The organism is Synechococcus sp. RC10A2, assembly GCF_047502605.1.
Genome location: NZ_JANSHP010000091.1, coordinates 15,872 through 38,334 on the forward strand (window position 1 = coordinate 15,872; position 22,463 = coordinate 38,334).

The window sequence follows — 22,463 nt, forward strand, 5'->3', positions numbered from 1 at the left end:
TGGCCATCCGCTTTTCTCCTCAGCCGCTGCTCAAGCGGTGGGGTAGCGAGGCGGCTCTGATCAACCACCCTACGGGAGCTTCTCATGCGTTGGCTGTTCTCCTCGTTATCCTCTGGTGTCCTTGTTAGCCTGCCTTTCCGGTTTTCTGATAGGCGAGGTGTTCTCCTTGGGTTTGGGTCAATCTGGCAGCGGTTGGAGGCTTTGGCGCTGGGCTTGCACATTCTCTCCTTGCTCTTCGGGCTGGTGGGCCTACTGTGGGTAGTACCGCATCCCGAGTGGGTGGCCAGTTTACCCCCCATTGGTCTGCAGGCCTTCTCTTGGAGCATGGGCAATGGCGGCGTGGCCTACATGGTGTCTGGAGCGCTGGCGGCGGCTTTGATGGGATCCCGGCTGTTGGGGGTGCGGCGCCTGTTGATGTTTTTGATCCCGGCGGTGGGCATTTCCTTGGCCAGCGAGCTGCTGGGCACCAGCACCGGGATCCCTTTTGGCGACTACGGCTACCTGAGCGGGCTGGGCTACAAGATCGCCGGACTGGTTCCCTTCACGATCCCTTTGTCTTGGTTTTACGTGGGGCTGTCGTCCTACCTGTTGGGGCGGGTGGCGTTGCAAGCGGGGCGCCATTGGCTGATCCACTGCGAGGCCATCCTGTTGGGGGCGCTGCTGCTCACCGCCTGGGACTTCGTGCTGGATCCGGCCATGACCCGCGGCCTGATCCCCTTTTGGACGTGGTTCCAGCCGGGGCCCTTTTTCGGCATGCCGCTGCAAAACTTCGGCGGTTGGATGCTCACCGGAGCTGCCTTTATGACCGCGGCCAACCTCCTTTGGGGGAAAGATCAGCCGGTCTTGAACCGCCGCCAGTTGCTGGGGCCGCTGCTGCTCTATGTAGCCAATTTTGCCTTTGCCCTGCTGATGAGCGTAGGATCCGGCATTGTCGCGCCAGCAGGGCTGGGGCTCTTGCTGGGATTGGGGCCAGCTGTGGGGTTGTGGTGGAGCGCTCCGCCGGATCCTGAGGCTCCCTCGCAGCCTGAGTTGGCCGCGCAAGAAGCTGGGGATCGCCAGTGGGCGGGGGCGAAGTAGGTCGCCTAGGGTCTCGGCGCCGTTTTTTTCGGGCTGCCCTGCCACAGGCCAACCAACAAGCAGGCCACCCCCACGTTGATGGCCACGTCCGCCACGTTAAAGACGGGGAAGCCAATCCAGACGAAGTTGAAAAAATCCACCACATAGCCGTTGAGAAAGCGGTCGATGCCGTTCCCCATCGCTCCTGCCCAGACCAAGCCGTAGCCCACCTGTTCCCAACGGCCCAGGCTGCTGCCGCGAATCGCCAGCAGCGCCAGCGCCACCGCTACCCCCAGCGAGACCCACTTGAGGAACTCTGCCGAATCGGCAAATAGGCTCCAAGCGGCGCCGGTATTTTCCACATAGGTAAGGTGAAACACCCCTGGCCACAGCTCGATTTCCGGCCCCGGCAGCAGCCGCTCCACCGCCCAGCGCTTGCTCGCCTGATCCAGGAGCAACCCCAGGATCCCGGCCAGCCAAAAGCCCGTGTTTTTCATGCTTTTTCACCTCACTACGTCCACCGGCAAGAGCGCTCAGAGGAGCACTTTTCCCATCCTGACATCCTCTCTTCTTTTGTGAGCGGCAAACCGCAGGAGCAAGGTTGGGGAGGGTGGAATAGAAAGCCAGGGAGCCTCAGGCCAGCAATTGTCTGCCTGGAGGGCAAAACAAAGAAAAGCGTCCGGCTAGCTGAGCCGGACGGGGATCCTACAGTCTAGAGGAGAGGAAAAGAGCAGCTACCGCCCCCGCTGCTCCAGGGATCGGCGCAACTCGCTGGCCATCTGTATAAACTCTTGCGGATTGCCCGCCTTGCCGTAGGAGGAGCGATCTTGAACCTTTTTGCCGCTACCTTGGCGGGTGCGGGTGTTGATCAGAGAGCTGGCCATTTCCAGAAACTTGGCAGGGTTCCCTTCGCTGCTGCCCCGCATCACAAAGGTTCGTCCGGCACGAGTCACTGCCATAGCTACCTTGATTCTCAGAAACGAAATGCTTGTTCACATCTTCCCACAAGGATCCCAAACCCGCCAGGCCCAGCGCCCTATTGGAGATAGCCGTGGCTTCTCAGGCTTTGCATCACCAAGTCGATACATTCAGAGATGCTTTGCTCGGCGGTTTTGCAGACCACCTCTGGATATTCTGGCGGCTCGTAGGGGTCGTCGATGCCGGTGAAGTGCCGGATGAGGCCTGCCCGCGCTTTGCGGTAGAGGCCTTTCACATCGCGCTGTTCACAAACTTCCAGGGGGGCGTCCACAAAGACTTCGATGAAGTTGCCGATCTGCTGCCGCACCTCCTGCCGGGTGGCGCGATAGGGGGAGATGGCCGACACCAGCACGATCACCCCGTGGCGGGTCAGCATCTCTGCCACAAAGCCGATGCGACGAACGTTCTCATCCCGATCCGCCCTGCTGAAGCCCAGTTCCTTGCTGAGGTGTTGCCGCACCAGGTCTCCATCGAGCACTTCCACCGGCAACCCCAAAGCCTGTAACTGCTGGGCGACACCGCAGCTCAGGGTGGTTTTGCCCGCGCCGCTGAGCCCCGTAAACCAGACCGTTACCCCCCGCCGCCTCATGGGTGTAGATCCCTTCTCCTTGGGCTTTGCCAGAATATCATCCCCCGCCCAGAGTGATACACTCGAGACATTGTCCATTCTCCCTCTGCCATGCCGCCGCTAAGCGCTTCTCTTGTCGACTTGGGCTCCGGGACAACCGCCGAGCTGTTCGACCGGCATGTGATGTCCACCTACGCTCGCTATCCTTTGACCCTGGTGCGGGGGGAAGGCTGCCGGGTTTGGGACGAAGAAGGGCGCGAGTACCTGGATTTTGTGGCTGGCATTGCCACCTGCACGCTGGGCCATGCCCACCCCGCTTGGATCCAGGCGCTGACTCAGCAAGCGCAACAGTTGCACCATGTTTCCAACCTCTACTACAACCGGCCCCAGGCGCAACTGGCCCAATGGCTGACCCAGCACTCCTGTGCCGATAAGGTTTTTTTCTGCAACTCAGGGGCAGAGGCCAACGAAGGCGCCATCAAGCTGGCCCGCAAATATGCCCATACGGTGCGCGGGATCCAAGATCCGGTGATCCTCACCGCCCAGGCTAGCTTTCATGGACGCACCCTGGCTGCCCTCACCGCTACCGGCCAGCCGAAATACCAAAAAGACTTTGCCCCGCTGGTGCCCGGCTTCGACTACGTTCCCTACAACGATATCGAGGGTACGGCGGCAGTGCTGGAGCGTTGGGGCGAGCGGGTGTGTGCCGTGCTGCTGGAGCCGCTGCAGGGAGAAGGAGGGGTTGTGCCCGGGGATCCCGCCTACTTTCAGTGGCTGCGCCGGGTCTGTAGCGAGCGGGGCATCTTGCTGATGTTGGACGAGGTACAGGTGGGGCTGGGCCGCACCGGCAGGCTCTGGGGCTACTGCAACCTGGGGATAGAGCCGGATGTGTTTACCCTGGCCAAGGGCCTGGCGGGCGGGATCCCAATTGGCGCCCTCCTGGCCAAAGACTTTTGCGCCGTGTTCCAGCCGGGGGATCACGCCAGCACCTTCGGCGGCAACCCCCTGGCCTGTGCGGTTGGCCTGGCGGTCTGCCACACCCTGATGGTCGAGAGCCTGGTTTGGAATGCCCAGCAGACAGGAGCCCATCTGCGCCAGGGTCTATCTCGCTTGGCCAAGCAGTTCCCGCAGCTTGTGCAGGAGGTGCGCGGCTGGGGCCTGATCCAGGGCCTGGTGATGCGGATCCCGGCGGCTGAGGTGGTCAGGGCGGCCCTGGAGCGAGGGCTGTTGCTGGTGCCGGCGGGATCCCAGGTGGTGCGCTTGGTGCCCCCCTTGATCGTCACGCCTGCGGAAATTGACGAGGCGCTGGCGCGGCTGGAATCGGCTCTGCAGAGCTTGGCCCTTGGCAATAGCGGGACGGAGTCCTAGCCCTGGCAGACCTGCTGCAAAAAGGCTTGCAGCCGCTGGCGGGCCTCCTGGGGCAGGGGATCCCCGGCCTGCTCCAGCAGCGGCAGCACCTCCTCGGCGTAGGCCGGGACAAAGCCGGCAGCCGGCCAGAGCAAATCCGAGGTGGATCGCAGGTTCCAAACTTGGGATCCCTGCTTGAGCAACAGGGGTCGCACCCAAAGCAGAGCTGGGGATCCCGCCTCAAGATTGTGAAGAGAAACCTGAATCAGCTCCACGTAGAGGGTGGCCTGCGACCCCGGCAAGGCTAGGATGGGGCGGGGTGAGGTGAGGACACTCCCTACTTCCGTCCTCCCAGCAGGCAGAGGACGTCCCCTAATGGGGAGATCCTCACCAGAGCCACATTGAGCGGGCAGACAGGGCCACAGGGTCATGGAACGGCTGGCTTCCGCTTAGGAAAGTTGAGACCAACTACACCTGATCTTAAGGGATGCCTTCTCAGGTTCTGCGAGGGGATCCCAGATTGCCCATGGTGCTAGTCTTGCAGGCAAGGCTCCTCCAAATTCCTGGAAACCGGATCCCGCCATGATGCACACCTTTATCCCGCCCCACCGTTTCTTTCCCTACCTGACCTGGACGGAGATCCAGGCCATGCCCGACAAAGAGAACGTAGTCATCATCCAGCCGGTGGCCTCAATCGAGCAGCACGGTCCCCATTTGCCCCTGGTGGTAGATGCCTGCATCGGCACGGCAATCATCGGGCGGGCCATGGAAAAACTAGAGCCGGAGATCCCGGCCTATGTCCTGCCCACCCAGTGCTACGGCAAGGCCAACGAGCACTGGCATTTCCCCGGCACCATCACCCTCTCGGCGCAAACCCTGATGGCGGTGTTGACCGAAGTGGCCGAAAGCATTTACCGGGCTGGGTTTCGCAAGCTGGTGTTCCTCAACTCCCACGGCGGCCAGCCCGAGGTGCTGCAGATTGTGGCCCGCGACCTGCACCAGAAGTACGAAGATTTCCTGCTCTTCCCGGTGTCCGTCTGGCGCGTTCCCCACCAAGGCCAGGAGCTGATGACCGCAAAAGAGCAGGAATTGGGCATTCACGCCGGAGACGGCGAGACCAGCATGTTGATGTACCTGTTGCCCGAGACGGTGCGCACCGACCGCTTGGTCTGCGAGTACCCCTCGGATCTGCCGCAAGATAGCTTGCTCAGCCTGGAAGGGCGGATCTCGTTTGCCTGGACAACCCGCGACCTCAGCCGGAGCGGCGTCCTGGGGGATGCCACCGCCGCCACGCCCGAAAAAGGCAAGCTCCTGGTCGAGTCGATGGCCGACGGCTGGGTGCGGCTGATCCGAGATCTGCACAAGTTCCAACAGCCCCAGGCCTGGCGCAAAGCCCCGCTGTCGGTCTAGGGATCCCGGCAGGTTTCCTGACCTTTTGAGGCTTCTGGCCGGCCCTAGCCTGCTTCTCTGGAGCGGGAGGAGCGACTTCTCGAGGGCTGATGATAGGCTTGAGGGAAACCCCCTGAGGGAAGAGCGATGGTTCTTGCCTCAAAGCCAGCCACCCCCCCTGTCCTTGAGCGGCACGACGCCACTTGGCAGGACTATGTGGCCATTCGCAGCCATCCTGACCTGGAGTGGCAAAAACTCTCCTTTCATCGGGGTTGGTTGTGGGTCAACATGGGCAAAGAAGGGCCAGAGCACGCCTCCGTCAGCGATTTGATGACGGCCATTTTTTTCGCCTGGGCCTTTTTGCACCCGGATGTGCCGCTGCAGTCCTATGGTCGCTGTCTGATTGAGTACCCAGAAACCCACGCCTGCGCCCCTGACCTAGTGCTCTACAAAGGGGAGAACATCCCCAAATACCAAGCCGGCGAGCCGCGGCGGATTGATTTGCGTTTCCAAAGACCTCCCGACCTGGTGGGCGAAATTGCCGACACCACCCTGGCTCTTGACCTGGACGAGCAAAAGCAGCTTTATGCCAGTCTGGGCATTCGCGAGTACTGGGTCATCGATGTCAAGGGGCGGCGTGTTTTTGCCTTTGCCCTGGCCAAGGACAGGCGCTATCGGGCCATTGCCCAGTCACAGGTGCTGGCAGGCTTGCCGATAGCCCTGCTTGAACAGGCTCTGGAACGCCTGGCCAGCCAGACCAACACTGCTGCCGCCAACTGGCTCCTCCAACAGCTCCAACGCCAGGCTTAAGATTCCCAGCTTCAGGATGGACTATGACTGTAATCTCTCTCAAGACCTCGACTTCCCCCATCCTCGAGCGGCACGACGCCACTTGGCAGGACTATGTGGCCATTCGCAGCCATCCTGACCTGGAGTGGCAAAAACTCTCCTTTCATCGGGGTTGGTTGTGGGTCAACATGGGCAAAGAAGGGCCAGAGCACGCCTCCGTCAGCGATTTGATGACGGCCATTTTTTTCGCCTGGGCCTTTTTGCACCCGGATGTGCCGCTGCAGTCCTATGGTCGCTGTCTGATTGAGTACCCAGAAACCCACGCCTGCGCCCCTGACCTAGTGCTCTACAAAGGGGAGAACATCCCCAAATACCAAGCCGGCGAGCCGCGGCGGATTGATTTGCGTTTCCAAAGACCTCCCGACCTGGTGGGCGAAATTGCCGACACCACCCTGGCTCTTGACCTGGACGAGCAAAAGCAGCTTTATGCCAGTCTGGGCATTCGCGAGTACTGGGTCATCGATGTCAAGGGGCGGCGTGTTTTTGCCTTTGCCCTGGCCAAGGACAGGCGCTATCGGGCCATTGCCCAGTCACAGGTGCTGGCAGGCTTGCCGATAGCCCTGCTTGAACAGGCTCTGGAACGCCTGGCCAGCCAGACCAACACTGCTGCCGCCAACTGGCTCCTCCAACAGCTCCAACGCCAGGCTTAAAGCCGTCAGGGCGTTTGGGCCAGCTTGATGATGAGATGGCGGTTTTTGTCCACCGCGATCCAGCCCTGCTGGCGGAAACGGTTCAAAAGACGGGTGATGGTGACGCGGGTAGTGCCGATGGCATTGGCCAAGTCTTGGTGGGTGAGGCGCACCTGCAGGCGCACCCCCGTCGCCATTGGGGATCCCAACTCCACCGCCAATAGGCAGAGCAACTGGCGCAGCCGATCCTCCACCCGCCGCCGCCCGGCCAAGGCCAGCAGCGCTTCGGTTTGGCGCAACCGCCGCACCAACTGCTTGAGCAGCCCCTGGCTCAGGGTTGCTGAGGCTTCCACCTCGGCTGCCGGCAGCCGCAACACGTCAACCGCCGTCAACGCCTTGGCTTGGTAGGGATCCAACATTGTCAGCGGGGATCCCAGGGGCATGGAGGGGCCAGCAAATCCCAACAGCGCCTCGCCGCCATTGGGATAGAGGGTAGTCAATTGCACCACACCCCGACAGACGATCACCCACTCCTCGGGAAACAAAGGGATGACCTGGCCGGGACTGTAGGGAGATAAACTGCGGCCTCGGTAGAGGTCTTCTAGCAATTGCCGCTCCCGTGTAGGCAGGCCGGCAGCAAAATGGCCGGGCATCGTTTCAGGCATAGGCTAGCTCCGCTAGGGCAAACTGGGCACACTGGTCGTTGGGCTTTCCCCTACCAATAACAGCATGGGGTTGGCTTCGCGGCTGAGTTGGGGTAGAGGACAAGTGTTCCCGACAACACCTTACCGCTTGCCTCTTCGACGGAAGTAAAGGAGAGGTTATGCCCAGGTTAAGTCTCGCCACGCAGAGGGGCAGAACCGAGAGCAACCGCGATCCGGTAGGATAGAAGTGCCAAGCTCAACCCTTCAGGAGACCTGCTGTGACGCTGATGGTTCGCGTGATCACCCCCGACCGCACGGTTTGGGATGCCCCCGCCGAGGAAGTGATCCTCCCGGCTACCTCAGGTCAGTTGGGCATCCTCACCAACCACGCCCCTCTCTTGACGGCCATCGGCAACGGCGTGATGCGGGTCAAGGCCGGTGGCAAGTGGTCGGCCATTGCCGTGATGGGCGGGTTTGCGGAAGTGGAAAATAACGAGGTAACCGTTCTGGTCAACCGCGCCGAGCGGGGAGAAAAAGTGGATAAGGCCGCAGCTCAGGCCCTCTTGGACAAAGCGAGCCAAGTTTTGAACACCAGCAGCGACAAGCAAGAGCGCCTGCAGGCCAAGTTGGATCAACAGCGGGCCAGGGCCTTGATCCAAGCCGCCGAGATGGGCCACAAAAGCTGAGGGATCCCCGCTTTTCTTGGCAGGGGATCCGGCTGCGGGGCTGGCTTTGTTAAGCTGAAGCTCTTGGGGAGCTGGTGGTGCTATGTTCAGTCCTGCAGTTGCCGATGGCGCATTGGGCAGCTTGAGAATTAGCCAGGTGGCGGCGGCGGCGGGGTTGCCGGTGCGCACGGTGCGCTACTACGAGTCGCTGGGCCTGCTGAAGCCAACGGTGCAGCGGTCGGAGTCCAGCTATCGCCTCTTCCATCCGGCAGTGCTGGGGCGGCTGGCTTTCATTCGCCGCTGCCAAAGCCTGGGCCTGAGCTTGGAGGAAATTCGCCAGATCCTGCAGTTGTACGACCGGGGGGAGCAGCCCTGCCCAGAAATCCGCCAACACCTGCAGGAGAAGCTGTGGCAAATCGAAGAGCGCATGGCCGAATTGCAAACTCTAAAAGGCCAAATTGAAAGCCTCCTTTCCGATTGGCGGATCCCAGCGGAACCGACGGCCCAGGAGGACGTGATCTGCCCGATTTTGCAAAAGCCAGAGGCCGGCGGTGACAAGGTTGGCAGACGCTACTCGACGGTTACCGACTTGGCCAGGTTGCGGGGCTGATCCACATCGGCCCCGCGGCGCAGCGCCATGGCGTAGGCAAACAGCTGCAGGGGGATGACGTTCAAAACCGCCGACAGCAGAGGTGTGGTGCTGGGCACCTCGATGACGTGGTCGGCTTTTTCCCGGACCTGGGTATCTTCCGGATTGATCAGGGCAATGACTCGCCCGCCCCGCGCCCGCACCTGCTCGATGTTGGAGAGCATTTTTTCGTAGACGGGATCGCGGGTGGCAATACACACCACCGGCATGCGCTCGTCGATGAGGGCAATGGGGCCATGCTTCATCTCCCCTGCTGGGTAGCCCTCGGCGTGGATGTAGCTGACCTCTTTCATTTTTAAGGCCCCCTCCAGGGCTATGGGGGCGTTGACCCAGCGGCCCAGGTAGAGCATGTCGGTGACGTGGTGGTACTGCTCCGCCAACTGCTCGTAGAGGGCGGCGTCTTTCAACAACAGGCTGATCTTGCCCGGCAGCTCGATTAAAGCTTGCAGGTGGGATCGGATCTGGGCCGGGCTGAGGATCCCTTTGGCCTGGGCCAGTTGCAGGGCCAGCAGGTATCCTGCCACCAGCATGCCGGTAAACACCTTGGTGGAGGCGACGGCGATCTCCGGCCCGGCGTGGATGTAGATCACCCCGGCATCCGCCAGACGAGTGGCCTGGGATCCGATGGCGTTGACGATGGCCAGGGTGGGGATCCCTTGGCTGCGGGCCTCGCTCATGGCTGCCAGCGTATCCACCGTCTCCCCGGATTGAGTAAGAGCCAAAAGCAGGCTGTGGGGACGCAGCACCGGCTGGCGGTAGCGAAACTCGGAAGCATAGTCCACCTGCACCGGGGTGCGGGCCAGGCTCTCAATGAAGTACTTGAGCACCAGGCAGGCGTGCCAGGCAGTGCCGCAGGCCACAGCGTGGATCTGCTCCACCTGGGCCAGTTGCGCTTCTGCCAGGGCCAGCCCCTCCAAGTTCACCCGGCCTGCTTCCAGATCCACCCGCCCCCGCAGCGTCTCGGTGATGGTGCGCGGCTGCTCGTAGATCTCCTTTTGCATGAAGTGCTTGTAGCCCCCCTTGGCCGCCGAGACGGGATCCCAGGCTACGGTGATGGGAGTCTTGCGCAGCTCTTCGCCGGTAATGCGCAGGTAGCGCACGCTGGAGTCGGTGAGGATGGCCATCTCCCCATCTTCCAGAAACACCACCCTGCGGGTGTGGCGGACGATGGCGGGCAGATCCGAGGCCACAAAATTTTCCCCTTCCCCTTCGCCAATCACCACAGCCCCGGCATTGCCCAGGCGGGCGGCAATCAGACGATCCGGCGCCTCCCGATCCAAGGCCACCACGGCATTGCCTCCCCGCAGTTGTCCCATGACTTTGGCAAAAGCTGCCTCAAAGCAGCCCAGCTCCTCCGTGTACAGGCCCAGCAGGTGGGCGATCACCTCGGTATCGGTTTGGGAGCGAAAAGGGATCCCGCGCTGCAGCAGGTGCTCCTTCAGCTCCAGGTAGTTCTCCACAATGCCGTTTTGAATAACCACGACGCGCCCCTGGACGTCGCAGTGGGGGTGGGCATTTTCTTCGCTAATGCCGCCGTGAGTGGCCCAGCGGGTATGCCCAATCCCCACCCTGGCTGTGGGCATGTTTGTAGTGAGTTTCACCACCAGGTTGTGCAGCTTGCCGGTGGCCCGCACGATCCTCAAGCCTTCTTCTGGATCCACGGTGGCAATGCCTGCGGAGTCATAGCCGCGATACTCCAAGGTGCGTAGGCCCTCCACCAGAATGGGGGCAGCCCACTGAAAGCCCACATAGCCGACAATGCCACACATTCCTCACACCTCAACCCTGGTCGACGGCGCGGCGTCCTATACCCGCAAAGCCTACCCCAGCTTCGGGATCCCTTCAATGGCTTTTGCCGCTGCTAGGGGAGCGGATCTCGGCAGGGATCTTGGCTTCCTCTTGGGGAACCGGCTGCTGCCCCATAGGGGCGAGGGTAAAAGAAACGGGCGCGACTTGGACGGCAGCGGGCTGAATCCCGTTGTTGGAAGGGGCGCTGGAGACCAAGTTGCTCAGCCCCAACACCAGTTCCCGGAGAGCGCGACGAAACTGGGGATCCCCGGTCAGCTCGTCGATATCGGCAGTGATCTTTTGCGCGTTTTGAAAGGTGATGCGGGCCGAGTCCAGAGTTTGGCGCAAGGTCGCCAGGGTGCCCGGATCGTTGAGGCTGGCGGCAAGCTGCCGCAGATCGTCGGTAGCTTGGGACACGTTCTCCGCCGCCGCTCGCACCTCGGCCAGGATCTGGCGCACATCCGCCTGCAGTTGCGGATCGGTAAGCAGCGGGCGAACCGCGCTCGACATGGCTTGCAGATCAGCGCTCACCTGCTGGATGTTTTCCAGGGCAGCCTGGAGGGAGGTGCGGTTCTGTTCCACCAGAACGGTGAACCGATCGGCAGCCGCTTGAAAACTGCGGGCCGTTTCCCTCACAGCTCCAGCCGCGTCTTGGATAGCCACAGCAGCCGAGGTAAATTGCGACAAGTCCAGATCTTCGGTGCGCAGGGCTGCCACCTGCTTCTCCACAGTTTCCGAGAGGTCGGCCACGCTGTTGGCAACACGGGTGATCCCTTCTAAGGTGGCGTTGAGGGTATCGAAGAACTCATCGTTGTTGATGCGCGTCACCAGCCGATCCACCTGAACCAGCAACTGGCCGAAACCCACGCCCGGCTCGCCCTCCACCCTATCCCCATCGCAGATGATCTGGCTGCGGTCGCAATCGGCTGCCAAGGGAGATCCTGTTAGCTGCACAGCCGCCTGCGGCAGGATATCCATCACCGTCTCCCCCACCAGCCCCGTCTGGGTGGTAACAAACAGGGCGTCGCGCGGGATGACCAGCGGCTGGTCGATAGCCACCTGCACCTCCACCTGGGCTGCCTGGGGCAGGATGCGCTCCACCCGGCCCACAGCTACTCCCCGCAGCCGCACGCTGGAGCCTTCCGCCAGGCCGGCCACATTGGGATAGGTGACGGTGAACCGAAAGCCGCGGCTGCCGAAGCGCAAGTTGTAGATCCACAAAAACAGCCCGGCAAAGCCCAGTGCCCCCGCCAAGATCAACAGGCCCACCGCCCCTTCTCGGATTGCTCGCGAACGCATCACACCTGCCCTGCCACTTGAATTGGCCCTTCTACGCTACCGCTGAAAAATTGCCGCACAAAGGGGTTGTCGCACGTTTCGATCTCTTGCACGGATCCCTCCCACTGCACCCGCCCCTGGGCCAAGAGCACAATCCGGTCGGTGGCGCGGTAGATGGTGCTGTGCTGGTGGGTCACCACAATGTAGCTCTCGCAAGCTTTTTTCACGCGCTGCAGATCCCGGATGAGATCTTCGATCACGGTGGAAGCAATGGGATCCAAGCCTGCTGTGGGCTCGTCGTAGAGCAGCAGTTGCGGCTCGTCCTGGGGCAGCGACGGATCCTCCATGATGGCGCGGGCGAAGCTGGCCCGCTTGCGCATCCCCCCAGAAAGCTCCTCCGGCAGGCTGTGCTCCTTGCCCGCCAGCCCCACCGCCTCCAGCTTGGCCGCCACCAGCTCCCGAATGCGTGCCCGCGGCAGCCGCGAGTGCTCATAGAGCAAAAAACCGACGTTTTCTTCCACCGTCAGGGAGTCGAAGAGGGCCGCTTGCTGGAATACCATGCCTACCCGCAGGGGGGGAGTCTGATGGCCGGCCTGAATTTCCGGCAGCGGGATCCCACACCAGAGCACCTCGCCAGCCTCCGGCTCCGTCAGGCCGGCAATAATGCGCAGCAAGGTCGATTTGCCGGTGCCGGAAGGCCCCACCACTCCTAGGGCATCGCCCCGGTACACCTTGAGGTCAATCCCATCCAGCACCACCGTAGACCCAAAGCGCTTGCAGACCTGCCGCAGCTCTACCAGAGGGATCGGATCGTTTACCTTGGCTGGAGAGGAAAGGGGCTGAGGTTGACCATTCTCTACCCCTGCTGGCGGCTTCTGCTGGCTGTCCCTGCTTGTGGCAGTGGCTTGCTGGCAGCACTTTGCCCACCACTTCTGGCAAAACTGCGGAATCAGGATACCTTCCTCCGGTGGCTTGCCTCCACTACTAGTCTACAAGGCCCTCCCGTTGCCCGAACAACCTGCCGGCGTTCACCGGCCCCAGGGATCCGAAATTCCTCCCTGGGCTCCCTTAGTCCAGCTCAGCGGCAGACTCAACCTCAGCAAGAGCGGCTAAGCCGGCAGGGATCCCTTCCGTCGAACTGGGCAGAGTCGAATCTGGCTGGGCCACGGCTGGAGGAGAAGGACTGCGGCGCTGCGAAAAGCCCCAGACAAACAAAGGCAGCACAGCCAGCACCATCCCCCATTCCGGGAGCTCAATTTGGGGGAAAAACACCTCCAGCAGCATGAGGCTTCCCACCAGGGCGATGATGGCAAAGGCAGCATCTTCCAGGCGGGAAAACTCATCCAGCCAGCGCAAGAACAAAGAGGCCATGTAGCGCATCAGGGTGATGCCGAGAATGCCGCCGAGGATGATCACCCAAGCCTTGCGGGAGACGCCCACCGAAGCGGCGATGCTGTCGAAAGAAAAGACTAGATCCGTCAGCTCTACCATCACCAGAGTTTGCCAAAAATTGGCCTGGCGAGTGATGTCTTGCTCGGGTCCTTCTTCTTCCCCGCGAAAATGCTGCCAGGCCAGCCAGAGCAAGTAACAGGCCCCAAGAAACTGAGCGGGCGGATACTCCACCAGCCAAACCGCTGCAAACACAATGGCGATGCGAAAACCATAGGCGCCAATGATGCCCCAGCGCAAAGCCCGGTTCTGTTGCTGGGGGGTGGGCAAATGCTTGACCAAAGCAGCTAGGGCGACGGCGTTATCAGCAGAGAGGGCTGCTTCCAAAAACACCAGAGCCACCACCAAAAAGAGATCCGTCCAAGTGAAGGACTGAACGATCCCCTGAACAAGAGCCACAGCGGTATTTATTGCCTCGATGGACATAGCAGCAAGCTTCATGTACCCCGGCTAAAAAATCGTTCGTTCAGTGCAGCCAACCCCAGACTGCTATCCTATAATCGACAACTCCTTTCATTTGCTTTCATTTTTATGGTCGTTTTTATGGTCGTTAGGGAGCGCCCCAAGAATGATACCTGAGGAAAGAACCCACCCCTCAATTCTTGGAAACAACCTCCCAGCGGAGACAGCCAAAATCCCGGCCTAGCCATGGCCTGAGTATAGCCTGTCTGGCTTAGGATTGTTTTACATTTCTTAACCTTCTCCCTCTCCAGGGGATGCAGGCGAGGGCAATCGCGACGCCAGCCGCTGGCCACAGCGCAGGATCTGGCCGGCCAGAATCGCAGCCCCAAAGCCGTTGTCGATGTTCACTACCCCCACCCCAGGAGCACAGGAGTTGAGCATGGTCAGTAGGGCAGCCAAGCCCTGGAAGCTGGCCCCGTAGCCAACGCTGGTGGGCACAGCGATTACCGGACAGTCTGCCAGGCCCGCCACCACGCTGGCCAAGGCTCCCTCCATGCCCGCCACCACGATCAGCACATCGGCTTCCAGAGCGGCGCGGTGGTGCAGCAGGCGATGGATCCCGGCCACTCCCACATCCCAGAGGCGGTTGACCTGAAACCCGGAGAGCTCGGCGGTGAGAGCGGCCTCTTCAGCCACCGGCACGTCGGCAGTGCCAGCGGAGATCACGCTAATCTGGCCGGGATAGCTATGCACCTTTTGGGGAGGGATCCAGCACAAGCGCGCTACAGGAGAATACTGGGCCTGGGGCAAGCGGCAGCGAACTTGGGCATAGACCGAGGGATCGACGCGGGTGGCCAAAGCTAGGGATCCCTGGCGGTGCAGCCGCTCCAGAATCTGGGCAATCTGCTCAGGAGTTTTGCCCGGCCCCCACACGGCTTCGGGAAAGCCGGTGCGCAGAAGGCGATGGTGATCCACACGGGCGAAGTCTCCTACCGCCTCAAAAGGCAGGAAGCGACAGGCTTGCAGGGCCTGCTCGGGGGAGAGCTTCCCCTGAGCCACCGCCTGGAACAGTTCCTTCAAGGTTTGGTCAAGCGGCATAGAAGGGGGGTTGGGCAGCTCTACTACGCTAAGGAACCGCGCGGGAAAAACAACACCGGATGCCAACTTTGCCGTAGAATCTCGCCGGTGAGGCTACGGATTGACCACTCCCAAAAGGTCCCCACCCGTGGGGAGGCGGTGGCAATGGCGGTCATGTCCTCCTCAGCAGCGGTGGCCAGGATTTCCTGAAGCGGGGATCCCACCCGCACCAAGGCCCGCAACTGCACCGGTTTTACCTGCTCGACCAGCGGTTCGACTAACCGGGCCAAGTCGGCCTCGGCCCTGCGCTTGAGCTCTTCTGCCGGCGATCCCTGGTTGCGGCGGGCGCTGGGATCCACCACATAGAGCAGCGTAATGGCCTGACACTGGGAAGTTCCTGGCAGCAGTTGGCCAAGACGGCTGAGGAGCTGCCGGCGGGGCTCCTCAAAGTCAAAAGGCACTAGGAGGGAGCGAAATAGGTGGCGGCTGCGCAGGCGCAATTCTTCCAGAGTAAAGGCGGCGATGAGTTGCGGACGCATCACCATTACCGGGATGGTCAGCTTCGGCAGCAGCTCCAAGGTGGTGCTTCCAAACAGTTTTTCGGTGAGCAGATTGTGGATCCCCATGCCTGTGATTAGCAAGTCGGAGCTGCAGGTTTGGATCCCTCTTAAAATCAGATCCACCGCCTTGCCCGCCTGCACCAAGACTTTGACTTCCAGCCCTGCAGGAACGGCGCTCAACACCTCTTGTAAGCGAGCCTGTTGCGCCTGCACTTTGGGGGTGAGGTCTTCGGGAAGGCCAATGTCGTCGTCCTGCCGAGCAACGCTATGCACAAAAGCAACGCGCTCAATCCCATTCAGGTAAAGCTCTTCTAGGCATTTGCCAAAACGCTGCAGTCCATCGCGGCAATCGGTGGCGATCAACAGGCTTTTGAACATATGGCTTTAGGCAGAGGGAGGTAGCCAGCAACAGCAACCTGCCCTAGGGGGGCAATCTCAGGCTAACACCTCGCACCCCGGACCTGTCCTTGAAAGGAGTCCCGATCTACTTCTGCTGCGGCTTTTTCTGCTGCGGCTTTCGCTCACCGATAGGGATCCGCCAAGTTGCGAAACTGGGTGTACTGGCTTTCAAACAAAAGGCGCACCGTGCCCGTGGGGCCGTTGCGATGTTTGGCAACAATTACCTCCGCAATTCCGCGATCGCTGGTGTTGGGATCGTAGTACTCGGGCCGGTAGATCATCATCACCACGTCGGCATCCTGCTCGATGCTGTTGTGCACCAGCAGGCCGTTGGCCACAAAGTTGTGGTGGCGGGGCATCTCGATGTCGTAAACCGGTTGCGGCTCCCCCGGCTCGCTAATGAAGACGACGGGATCCCAGATCAACCCCTCCTGCACCACCACCGCCACCTCCTCCTCCAGTTGCAGCTCGTCGAGGGTTTTCCAGCCGTCCCGAGTTAGGAAAGGGTGGTTGCCAGTGGCACGAATGGAAAAGTTGAGGCGGGTTTTTAGAAGACATGTGGGCTGCCGCCCACTGCAAAATACCCTCACTGGCTGTTGGGGCACCAGCCGCCCGCGCCCATTGAGGCTAAGCAGGCGCGGCAGTTCTGCTGAAGGCGGCAGGGCTGCCAGTTGCTCCAGCCGCCAGATCTTGCCGCGATCCACGTCCCTCACGCGGGTATCGCCGGCTAGACAACCCGACTCCCGCAAATCTGCCAGTTGCGGACGCTTGTCTGAGCGCGACTCCACTGCCCGGCTGAGCTGAGATAGCACCAGCACCGGCACCATCAGCTCTTTGGCTAGCGCCTTGAGGCCGCGGGTAATGCGCGACAATTCCTGCACCCGGTTGTCGGACTCAGATCCCTGGATTAGCTGCAAGTAGTCGATCAACACCAACCCCAACGTCCCTCCTTGCTCCACCTGCAGACGCCGCGCCTTAGAGCGAATTTCTGTAACCGTGCAGTTGGGCGTGTCGTCGATAAACAAAGGCAGTTGCGACAAAAAGCCAATCGCCTGCCCCAGGCGTTGCCACTCATTCTCGCTGATGCGCCCGGATCGCAGACGGCTACTATCAATGCGCGCCTCGCTGGCCAAGAGCCGCTGCACCAGTTGCTCCCGCGACATCTCCAGGCTGAAGATGGCCACCGGTTGCTTGACGTAGGCAGCCACATTTTGGGCAATGTTAAGAGCCAGGCTGGTCTTTCCCATCGAGGGACGGCCGGCTAGGATGACCAAATCCGACCGCTGCAAGCCCTGGGTCAGGTTGTCGAGGTCAATGAATTTGGTCGGGATCCCAGGGATCTGAGCCCCGCTCTGGAACCTCTCCTCCAACTCTGAGAAGATGTTTACCAAAACTTCCGAGGCTGGAACAAGGCTGCGCTGCACCCGTTCCTGGGTGAGGCTGAACACCTCTTGCTCGGCTCGATCCAGGAGCTGAGGGAGAGGCTGGCTAGTGTCGTAGGCCAGACGCGCCAAGGTGTTGCTGACTTGAATCAGCCGGCGGCGCATGTATTTGTCCACCACCAGACGGGCATACTGGTCAATGTTGACACTGCTAACCGTCTGCTCCACTAGGCGGCGAATTGCCGCCGTTCCTCCCACCCGCTCCAAGAGCTGGTGATCTGCCAACCAGGCAGAAACAGTGGTCAGGTCAGTGGGCTGGCCCTGGCTGTACAACTGCAGAGCAGCCCGGTAGATCTCCTGGTGGGCGGAGAGGTAGAACATCTCAGGCCGCAAGAGCCCCGCCACCCGCGCCATCGCCTCAGGGTCAAGGAGGATGCCGCCCAAGATCTCCTCCTCAGCTTCGATGTTCTGAGGCGGAAGCCGATCCCCACCGCTCAGGTCGTAATCGCTAATCACCACCAGCCAGGGTAGAAAAACCAAGCTCTCCCCCGCTCTCCGACTGCTAGGCTGCACACCCTAGCGCAGCGGGCCAAGTGGGCATAGCCGTCTGAACCAGAACCTCTTTTCTACTCAGGCGTGACCTGAATGCGCAGCGTAGCGGTAACCTCGGGGTGTAACTTCACCTGCACCAGGTAGACCCCAGTTTTCTTGATCTCCTCATCGAGTAGGACATTGCGGCGGTCGATATCGAGGCCACTGGTAGCCAGCACCACCTCGGCAATATCGCTGGCAGTTACCTGTCCAAAGAGCAGGTCTTTTTCGCCCACCTTCTTGCGGATGACAAAACGGCCAATCGTCTCCAAAGCCTTCTTGTAGTTTTCCGCCTGTTGCTTCTCAGCCAGCTTGCGGGCTGCTTCCTGCTCCCGCCGCATCTGCTGCTCCTTGAGAAGTCCAGGCGTAAGCCGCACCGCCATCTGCCGCGGGAAAAGGTAGTTGCGGGCATAGCCCGGCCTGACACTCACCACCTCTCCCGGCTTGCCGAGCCCAGGAACCGCCTGGCGCAGCATCACCTGCACATCTTTTGCCATAGGAGGAAGGCACCCACTCTCTTGACAGACCTCTATTCTAGGCATTCCCCCGACCAATGTCAGCCCAGCCCCAGCCTCCCCCTGGGGTCTCTACCCTGATTAAGCCCGACAGTCGCGACCTCGGCTGCTGGGCCTAGAAATAACCTAGAAATAACCTGAATTTAACCTCTTGTTGACCCAAAAAGGGTTGACCTTACGTTACACTTAGCGACCGATTAGCGACTGAGTTGCAAGGGCTGGGGTCTCAACGAGATCCTGTGCTTTCTTCGGCCCGGTGGACTGAACTCTTGGAGTTAGGTTTCACAGTTGCAGCTTTTTGACCTGGGCTAGGACACGCTCTTCAGTGGAGAGATCTCTGTATGTCGATGTCGCATTCCTTGGGTCGTCGTTCTTTCCTTAAGTCCTTGTCGGCAGTTGCTGCTGGTTTTGCGGCAAGTCAGGCCGGCTGGCAGCGAGTGTTTGCCCAGCAGAAGACGATAACCATCAACGGCGCTGGAGCTACCTTCCCGGCCCCCCTCTACCAAACGTGGGCCCAAGAATTTGGCAAGAAAAACCCCAACATCCAAGTCAACTACCAATCGGTGGGGAGCGGCGCTGGCCGTCAGCAATTTGTGGCCCGCACTGTCGACTTCGGCGCCAGTGATAGCGTGCCGCGTCCTGAGGAGATTAGCAAGATTGAGGGTGAAGCCAACCCTCCCAAGGGCATGGTGGCCGTGCCTATGGTGGGCGGGGCATTGGTGGCAGCCTATAACGTCCCCGGCGTAGGTCCTGAACTTCGCCTCTCTCGCCTGGCGCTGGCCAATATCTTCCTGGGCAAGATCAAGAAATGGAACGATCCGCTGCTGGCTGGCCTTAACCCAGGCGTGACTCTCCCAGATCTGCCGATTACTGTTGTGCACCGCTCTGATGGCAGTGGCACCACCGACATCTTTACCACCCACCTCAGCGCCATTAGCCCCGAATGGCGGCAAAAAGTGGGCCGTGGCTCTTCCGTGAACTGGCCAACTGGCGTGGGAGCTCGCGGTAACGAAGGCGTTTCTGAACAAATCAAGCAGATTCCTGGCTCAATCGGCTATGTGGAGTACGGCTTTGCTAAGCTCAACAACCTAAATTTCGCTCGCCTGGAAAACCGGGCAGGCAAGTTCGTCGTCCCCAAAGTTGAGACGGAGCAGGCAGCGCTGGCGAGAATCAAGCTCGACGAGCGGCTGCTGGGGGTTGACCCAGATCCCGAAGGGGAAGACTCCTACCCCATTGTGGGCTACACGTGGATCTTGGCTTACCAAGCCTACCCCAAAGCTGAAACCTCCAAGGCTGTCAAAGAGTTTCTTCGCTACGGCCTCACCGAAGGGCAATCCTTTGCGGAGCCGCTGGGCTATGTGCCTTTGCCGGAGGAAACGCGGAAGAAAGCTCTGGCTGCCCTGGAAAAAATCACTCCGTAGAGGTTTGTACCCCCTACCCAGCAGATGACCACTACCCCTACCCAGCAGATGACCACTACCTTTTCGGAGAGCAGTTCTCTATTTCGGCCCCGGCCCGTCTTCCAGCGCCGGCGCGACTGGCTATTCATTTGGGCAACGCGGATCGCCGTCTTTTTCTCGGCTTTCCTACTGTTGTGGATTGCCCTGGAGATTGGGATTCAGGCGCTACCTGCCATTCGGAAGTTCGGGCTGGGCTTTTTCTGGGGCACCACCTGGGATCCTGTTGAGGACATTTACAGTGCTTGGCCCCAGATCTACGGCACGCTGGTAACTTCTCTGATTGCTCTGATCGTGGGCGTTCCCTTAAGCTTTGGCATCTCCATCTTTTTGAGCGAGGACTTTTTGCCCAAGCCTTTGCGCACAGCCTTGATCATCGTGGTGGAGCTGCTGGCAGCCATTCCCAGTGTGGTCTACGGCATTTGGGGGTTGTTTATCTTCATCCCCTTCTTCCGCCCTATACAGATGTTTTTGTTCCAGCACTTCAACTGGCTGCCCATTTTCAGCACACCACCAGTAGGGCCTGGGATGTTGACATCGGGGGTTGTCTTGGGGATCATGATCATCCCCATCATTACTGCCATCGCCAGGGAAATGCTGGTGTCCGTTCCGCCAGAGTTGCGGGCGGCTGCCTATGCGATGGGAGCCACTCGCTGGGAAGCCATCTTTGGTGTCGTGCTGCCGGCAGCAATTGGCGGCCTCCTGGGAGCGGTGGTTTTGGGTTTGGGACGCGCCATGGGGGAGACGATGGCAGTAGCGATGCTGATTGGGAATGCCCGCGGCATTAGCATCTCGCTTCTGGCTCCTGCCAGCAACATCCCAGCCCTATTGGCCAACGAGTTTGCGGAAGCGGGCCCCGAGCAGGTTGCAGCACTTATGTATTTGGCCTTGATTCTGTTAGCCATCACTCTGGTGGTTAACATTGCGGCGGAGCTGATGATACGCCGTGTCAAGTTTGCGCTAACAGCTTCGTGGGAGTAGAGGAACATGACGGCGCAAGTGCAGGCGGTAGAGCAAGGCAATTTGTTTAAGCGCAGAGCGAAGCCCTGGCAGCGCATCTTCTTGGATGTAGGAATGACAGCGCTGACAACTATCTCCAGCATCTTCGCCATTTTTGTGCTGGCTCTCATCCTCTACTACGTTTTCACCAGGGGCATCGAGCGCCTGAACTGGCAGACGCTGACCCAGCTTCCCCCTCCTCCGGGCGATCAGGTGGGCGGATTTGGCAATGCGGTGCTGGGGACGATTATTGTGGTGTCGATTGCTATCTCCATCACATTCCCCATTGGTCTATTCGCAGCCATCTATCTCTCGGAGTTTGGCAAAAACAGCCCCACGGCCTCCTTTCTGCGCTTCGTTATCAAGGTGTTGACGGGGGTTCCCTCCATCATTGCCGGGGTGTTTGCCTATGGGGTGCTGGTGCTTTCCTCCAAAACCTTCTCGGCCCTTGCCGGCGGGATGGCTCTATCGGTGCTGACCCTGCCTATCATCATTTTGTCCAGTGAAGAGGCGCTGCGCCTGGTGCCGGCCGATACGCGGGCTGCTGCCTATGCGTTGGGGGCTTCGCGAGTGCAGACGGTGTTTCGCGTGGTGTTGCCAGCGGCTCTGCCGGTGATCCTGACGGGGGTGACGTTGGCCATTGCCCGCGCTGCAGGTGAGACGGCGCCCCTGATCTTCACGGCTTTGTTTAGCTTTCTCTGGCCCAGCGGTTTGTTGAAGCCAGTGGCCTCGCTGGCTGTGTTGATCTACAACTTTGCCCTTGTCCCCTTTGAAAACCAGCAGAAGCTTGCCTGGGGAGGGGCTTTGGCTCTGGTGATTTTGGTCCTGATTACCACCGTCAGTTTCCGGCTCCTTGTGAGTCGTCGCCAAGAAGCCATCACTATCTAAGCCTTGCAGCAACGTTATCTTCTTTTCAACACGCCTATGCGCTCTCCACTCTCTGACAAGTCGGGCTCTCCTAAGCAACCCACCCGGTTGGAGGTTGAACTAGAGACGCGGGATCTGAGCGTCTACTACGGCTCCCACCTGGCGGTTAAGCAGGTTTCCCTGAAGATCCCGAAAAATCACATCACAGCCTTTATTGGACCCTCAGGTTGCGGCAAGAGCACTATTTTGCGCTGCTTCAACCGCATGAATGACTTAATCCCAGGGGCAAGGGTAGAAGGCTCCGTTATCTTCCACGGGAAAAACATCTACGACCCGGATGTGGATCCCTCTGAGGTGCGGCGGCGGGTTGGCCTAGTGTTTCAGAAGCCCAACCCCTTCCCCAAATCCGTCTACGACAACATTGCCTTTGGGCCCCGGATTAATGGCTACCAGGGGGATCTGGACGAGCTCGTGGAGCGGGCACTGCGCCAGGCCGTTCTCTGGGATGAGGTGAAAGATAAGTTGAGGATGAGCGCCCTTTCCCTCTCCGGTGGACAACAGCAGCGCCTCTGCATTGCCCGCACCCTGGCCATTCAGCCGGAGGTAATTCTAATGGACGAGCCTTGCGCCTCGCTGGATCCTATTTCTACGCTGCGCATTGAGGAGCTGCTTAAGGAATTGGGCCGTCGCTACACGATCATCATCGTCACCCACAACATGCAGCAGGCAGCTCGCGTGTCCGACTTCACTGCCTTCTTCAACACTGAACTTGACGAGAGAGGGATCCGCTACGGACGAATGGTAGAGTTTGACCGCACCGAGAAGATCTTCAACTCTCCCGCCAACCGCGAGACGGAAGAGTATGTGAGCGGGCGCTTTGGCTAAGTCGCGGCTGACAGAAGGGATCCCGGTCGTCTATCTTGAT

General features: G+C 60.3%; 24 protein-coding genes. 11 read left to right on the forward strand and 13 right to left on the reverse strand.

Features of this window, described 5'->3' with window-relative positions:
• The first annotated feature begins 201 nt into the window (after nucleotides 1-201).
• Nucleotides 202-1,077: a carotenoid biosynthesis protein gene (locus NW848_RS12445; RefSeq protein ID WP_414508504.1), complete on the forward strand. Its 876-nt coding sequence runs from the start codon at nucleotides 202-204 to the stop codon at nucleotides 1,075-1,077.
• A gap of 5 nt (nucleotides 1,078-1,082) precedes the next feature.
• Here the strand turns inward: NW848_RS12445 and lspA are convergent, their stop codons facing one another.
• The 3 genes from lspA to cysC form a co-directional block, all read right to left on the reverse strand.
• Nucleotides 1,083-1,553: a signal peptidase II gene (gene lspA, locus NW848_RS12450; RefSeq protein WP_011430376.1), complete on the reverse strand. Its 471-nt coding sequence runs from the start codon at nucleotides 1,551-1,553 to the stop codon at nucleotides 1,083-1,085.
• Between the two features lie 237 nt (nucleotides 1,554-1,790).
• On the reverse strand, nucleotides 1,791-2,015 hold the full coding sequence (locus NW848_RS12455) for a hypothetical protein (RefSeq protein WP_011430377.1): 225 nt from the start codon (nucleotides 2,013-2,015) through the stop codon (nucleotides 1,791-1,793).
• Nucleotides 2,016-2,092: 77 nt separating this feature from the next.
• Entirely contained in the window at nucleotides 2,093-2,623 is a 531-nt protein-coding gene (gene cysC / locus NW848_RS12460) for an adenylyl-sulfate kinase (RefSeq protein ID WP_414402343.1), read from the reverse strand.
• 90 nt (nucleotides 2,624-2,713) lie between these two features.
• On the opposite strand from cysC, the gene NW848_RS12465 reads away from it, so the two are divergent.
• A complete protein-coding gene (locus tag NW848_RS12465) occupies nucleotides 2,714-3,970 on the forward strand; it encodes an aspartate aminotransferase family protein (protein ID WP_099812087.1) in 1,257 nt (418 codons plus the stop codon).
• Here NW848_RS12465 and NW848_RS12470 read toward each other — a convergent pair.
• Nucleotides 3,967-4,251: a hypothetical protein gene (locus NW848_RS12470; protein ID WP_240527364.1), complete on the reverse strand. Its 285-nt coding sequence runs from the start codon at nucleotides 4,249-4,251 to the stop codon at nucleotides 3,967-3,969. The two genes, NW848_RS12465 and NW848_RS12470, sit on opposite strands and share 4 nt — an antisense overlap.
• Before the next feature lie 283 nt (nucleotides 4,252-4,534).
• Here NW848_RS12470 and NW848_RS12475 point away from each other — a divergent pair, with 283 nt between their 5' ends.
• The 3 genes from NW848_RS12475 (at nucleotide 4,535) to NW848_RS12485 (ending at nucleotide 6,837) form a co-directional block, all read left to right on the forward strand.
• Complete coding sequence (locus tag NW848_RS12475; protein ID WP_011430381.1) at nucleotides 4,535-5,359, forward strand: creatininase family protein; 825 nt, start codon at nucleotides 4,535-4,537, stop codon at nucleotides 5,357-5,359.
• Nucleotides 5,360-5,485: 126 nt separating this feature from the next.
• Nucleotides 5,486-6,148, forward strand: coding sequence for a Uma2 family endonuclease (locus NW848_RS12480; RefSeq protein ID WP_414511172.1), 663 nt, complete (start codon nucleotides 5,486-5,488; stop codon nucleotides 6,146-6,148).
• A 23-nt stretch (nucleotides 6,149-6,171) separates the two neighbouring features.
• Nucleotides 6,172-6,837 (forward strand): Uma2 family endonuclease, encoded by a 666-nt coding sequence (locus tag NW848_RS12485; RefSeq protein ID WP_414511173.1) that lies wholly within the window; start codon nucleotides 6,172-6,174, stop codon nucleotides 6,835-6,837.
• A gap of 5 nt (nucleotides 6,838-6,842) precedes the next feature.
• Here the strand turns inward: NW848_RS12485 and NW848_RS12490 are convergent, their stop codons facing one another.
• On the reverse strand, nucleotides 6,843-7,481 hold the full coding sequence (locus NW848_RS12490) for a Crp/Fnr family transcriptional regulator (protein WP_414402341.1): 639 nt from the start codon (nucleotides 7,479-7,481) through the stop codon (nucleotides 6,843-6,845).
• Nucleotides 7,482-7,738: 257 nt separating this feature from the next.
• Between NW848_RS12490 and atpC the strand changes: the two genes are divergently transcribed.
• Together atpC and NW848_RS12500 are read left to right on the forward strand one after the other, a co-directional pair.
• Nucleotides 7,739-8,146 carry an ATP synthase F1 subunit epsilon gene (gene atpC, locus NW848_RS12495; protein WP_011430385.1) on the forward strand — a complete coding sequence of 136 codons (408 nt, stop codon included), beginning with the start codon at nucleotides 7,739-7,741 and terminating at the stop codon, nucleotides 8,144-8,146.
• A gap of 82 nt (nucleotides 8,147-8,228) precedes the next feature.
• A complete protein-coding gene (locus NW848_RS12500) occupies nucleotides 8,229-8,735 on the forward strand; it encodes a heavy metal-responsive transcriptional regulator (protein WP_206336901.1) in 507 nt (168 codons plus the stop codon).
• On the opposite strand, the gene glmS is transcribed toward NW848_RS12500, so the two are convergent.
• The 8 genes from glmS to rplI all read right to left on the reverse strand — a co-directional run bounded on the left by glmS (nucleotide 8,696) and on the right by rplI (nucleotide 18,197).
• Nucleotides 8,696-10,543, reverse strand: coding sequence for a glutamine--fructose-6-phosphate transaminase (isomerizing) (gene glmS, locus NW848_RS12505; RefSeq protein ID WP_414402340.1), 1,848 nt, complete (start codon nucleotides 10,541-10,543; stop codon nucleotides 8,696-8,698). The genes NW848_RS12500 and glmS overlap by 40 nt on opposite strands.
• A gap of 73 nt (nucleotides 10,544-10,616) precedes the next feature.
• Nucleotides 10,617-11,861, reverse strand: a complete 1,245-nt coding sequence (locus NW848_RS12510; protein ID WP_414402339.1) for an MlaD family protein — start codon at nucleotides 11,859-11,861, stop codon at nucleotides 10,617-10,619.
• On the reverse strand, nucleotides 11,861-12,598 hold the full coding sequence (locus NW848_RS12515) for an ABC transporter ATP-binding protein (RefSeq protein ID WP_240527653.1): 738 nt from the start codon (nucleotides 12,596-12,598) through the stop codon (nucleotides 11,861-11,863). The genes NW848_RS12510 and NW848_RS12515 overlap by 1 nt, the downstream gene beginning before the upstream one ends.
• A 310-nt stretch (nucleotides 12,599-12,908) precedes the next feature.
• Entirely contained in the window at nucleotides 12,909-13,730 is an 822-nt protein-coding gene (locus tag NW848_RS12520; protein ID WP_228375215.1) for a TerC family protein, read from the reverse strand.
• Between the two features lie 252 nt (nucleotides 13,731-13,982).
• Nucleotides 13,983-14,789 (reverse strand): nickel pincer cofactor biosynthesis protein LarB, encoded by an 807-nt coding sequence (gene larB / locus NW848_RS12525; RefSeq protein ID WP_099887115.1) that lies wholly within the window; start codon nucleotides 14,787-14,789, stop codon nucleotides 13,983-13,985.
• Between the two features lie 23 nt (nucleotides 14,790-14,812).
• A complete protein-coding gene (locus NW848_RS12530) occupies nucleotides 14,813-15,706 on the reverse strand; it encodes a universal stress protein (protein WP_414395103.1) in 894 nt (297 codons plus the stop codon).
• 143 nt (nucleotides 15,707-15,849) lie between these two features.
• On the reverse strand, nucleotides 15,850-17,607 hold the full coding sequence (gene dnaB, locus NW848_RS12535; RefSeq protein ID WP_414402351.1) for a replicative DNA helicase: 1,758 nt from the start codon (nucleotides 17,605-17,607) through the stop codon (nucleotides 15,850-15,852).
• A gap of 128 nt (nucleotides 17,608-17,735) precedes the next feature.
• Nucleotides 17,736-18,197, reverse strand: a complete 462-nt coding sequence (gene rplI / locus NW848_RS12540; protein WP_011430393.1) for a 50S ribosomal protein L9 — start codon at nucleotides 18,195-18,197, stop codon at nucleotides 17,736-17,738.
• Nucleotides 18,198-18,562: 365 nt separating this feature from the next.
• Here rplI and pstS point away from each other — a divergent pair, with 365 nt between their 5' ends.
• The 4 genes from pstS to pstB are packed head-to-tail and all read left to right on the forward strand — an operon-like array spanning nucleotide 18,563 to nucleotide 22,423.
• Nucleotides 18,563-19,636: a phosphate ABC transporter substrate-binding protein PstS gene (pstS, locus tag NW848_RS12545; RefSeq protein ID WP_414511174.1), complete on the forward strand. Its 1,074-nt coding sequence runs from the start codon at nucleotides 18,563-18,565 to the stop codon at nucleotides 19,634-19,636.
• Between the two features lie 24 nt (nucleotides 19,637-19,660).
• Nucleotides 19,661-20,653 carry a phosphate ABC transporter permease subunit PstC gene (gene pstC, locus NW848_RS12550; RefSeq protein WP_414402337.1) on the forward strand — a complete coding sequence of 331 codons (993 nt, stop codon included), beginning with the start codon at nucleotides 19,661-19,663 and terminating at the stop codon, nucleotides 20,651-20,653.
• 6 nt (nucleotides 20,654-20,659) lie between these two features.
• The gene (gene pstA / locus NW848_RS12555; protein ID WP_414402336.1) at nucleotides 20,660-21,559 is read left to right on the forward strand and encodes a phosphate ABC transporter permease PstA; all 900 of its coding nucleotides are present in this window, start codon (nucleotides 20,660-20,662) and stop codon (nucleotides 21,557-21,559) included.
• A gap of 36 nt (nucleotides 21,560-21,595) precedes the next feature.
• Nucleotides 21,596-22,423: a phosphate ABC transporter ATP-binding protein PstB gene (gene pstB / locus NW848_RS12560; RefSeq protein ID WP_414402335.1), complete on the forward strand. Its 828-nt coding sequence runs from the start codon at nucleotides 21,596-21,598 to the stop codon at nucleotides 22,421-22,423.
• Nucleotides 22,424-22,463: the final 40 nt, after the last annotated feature.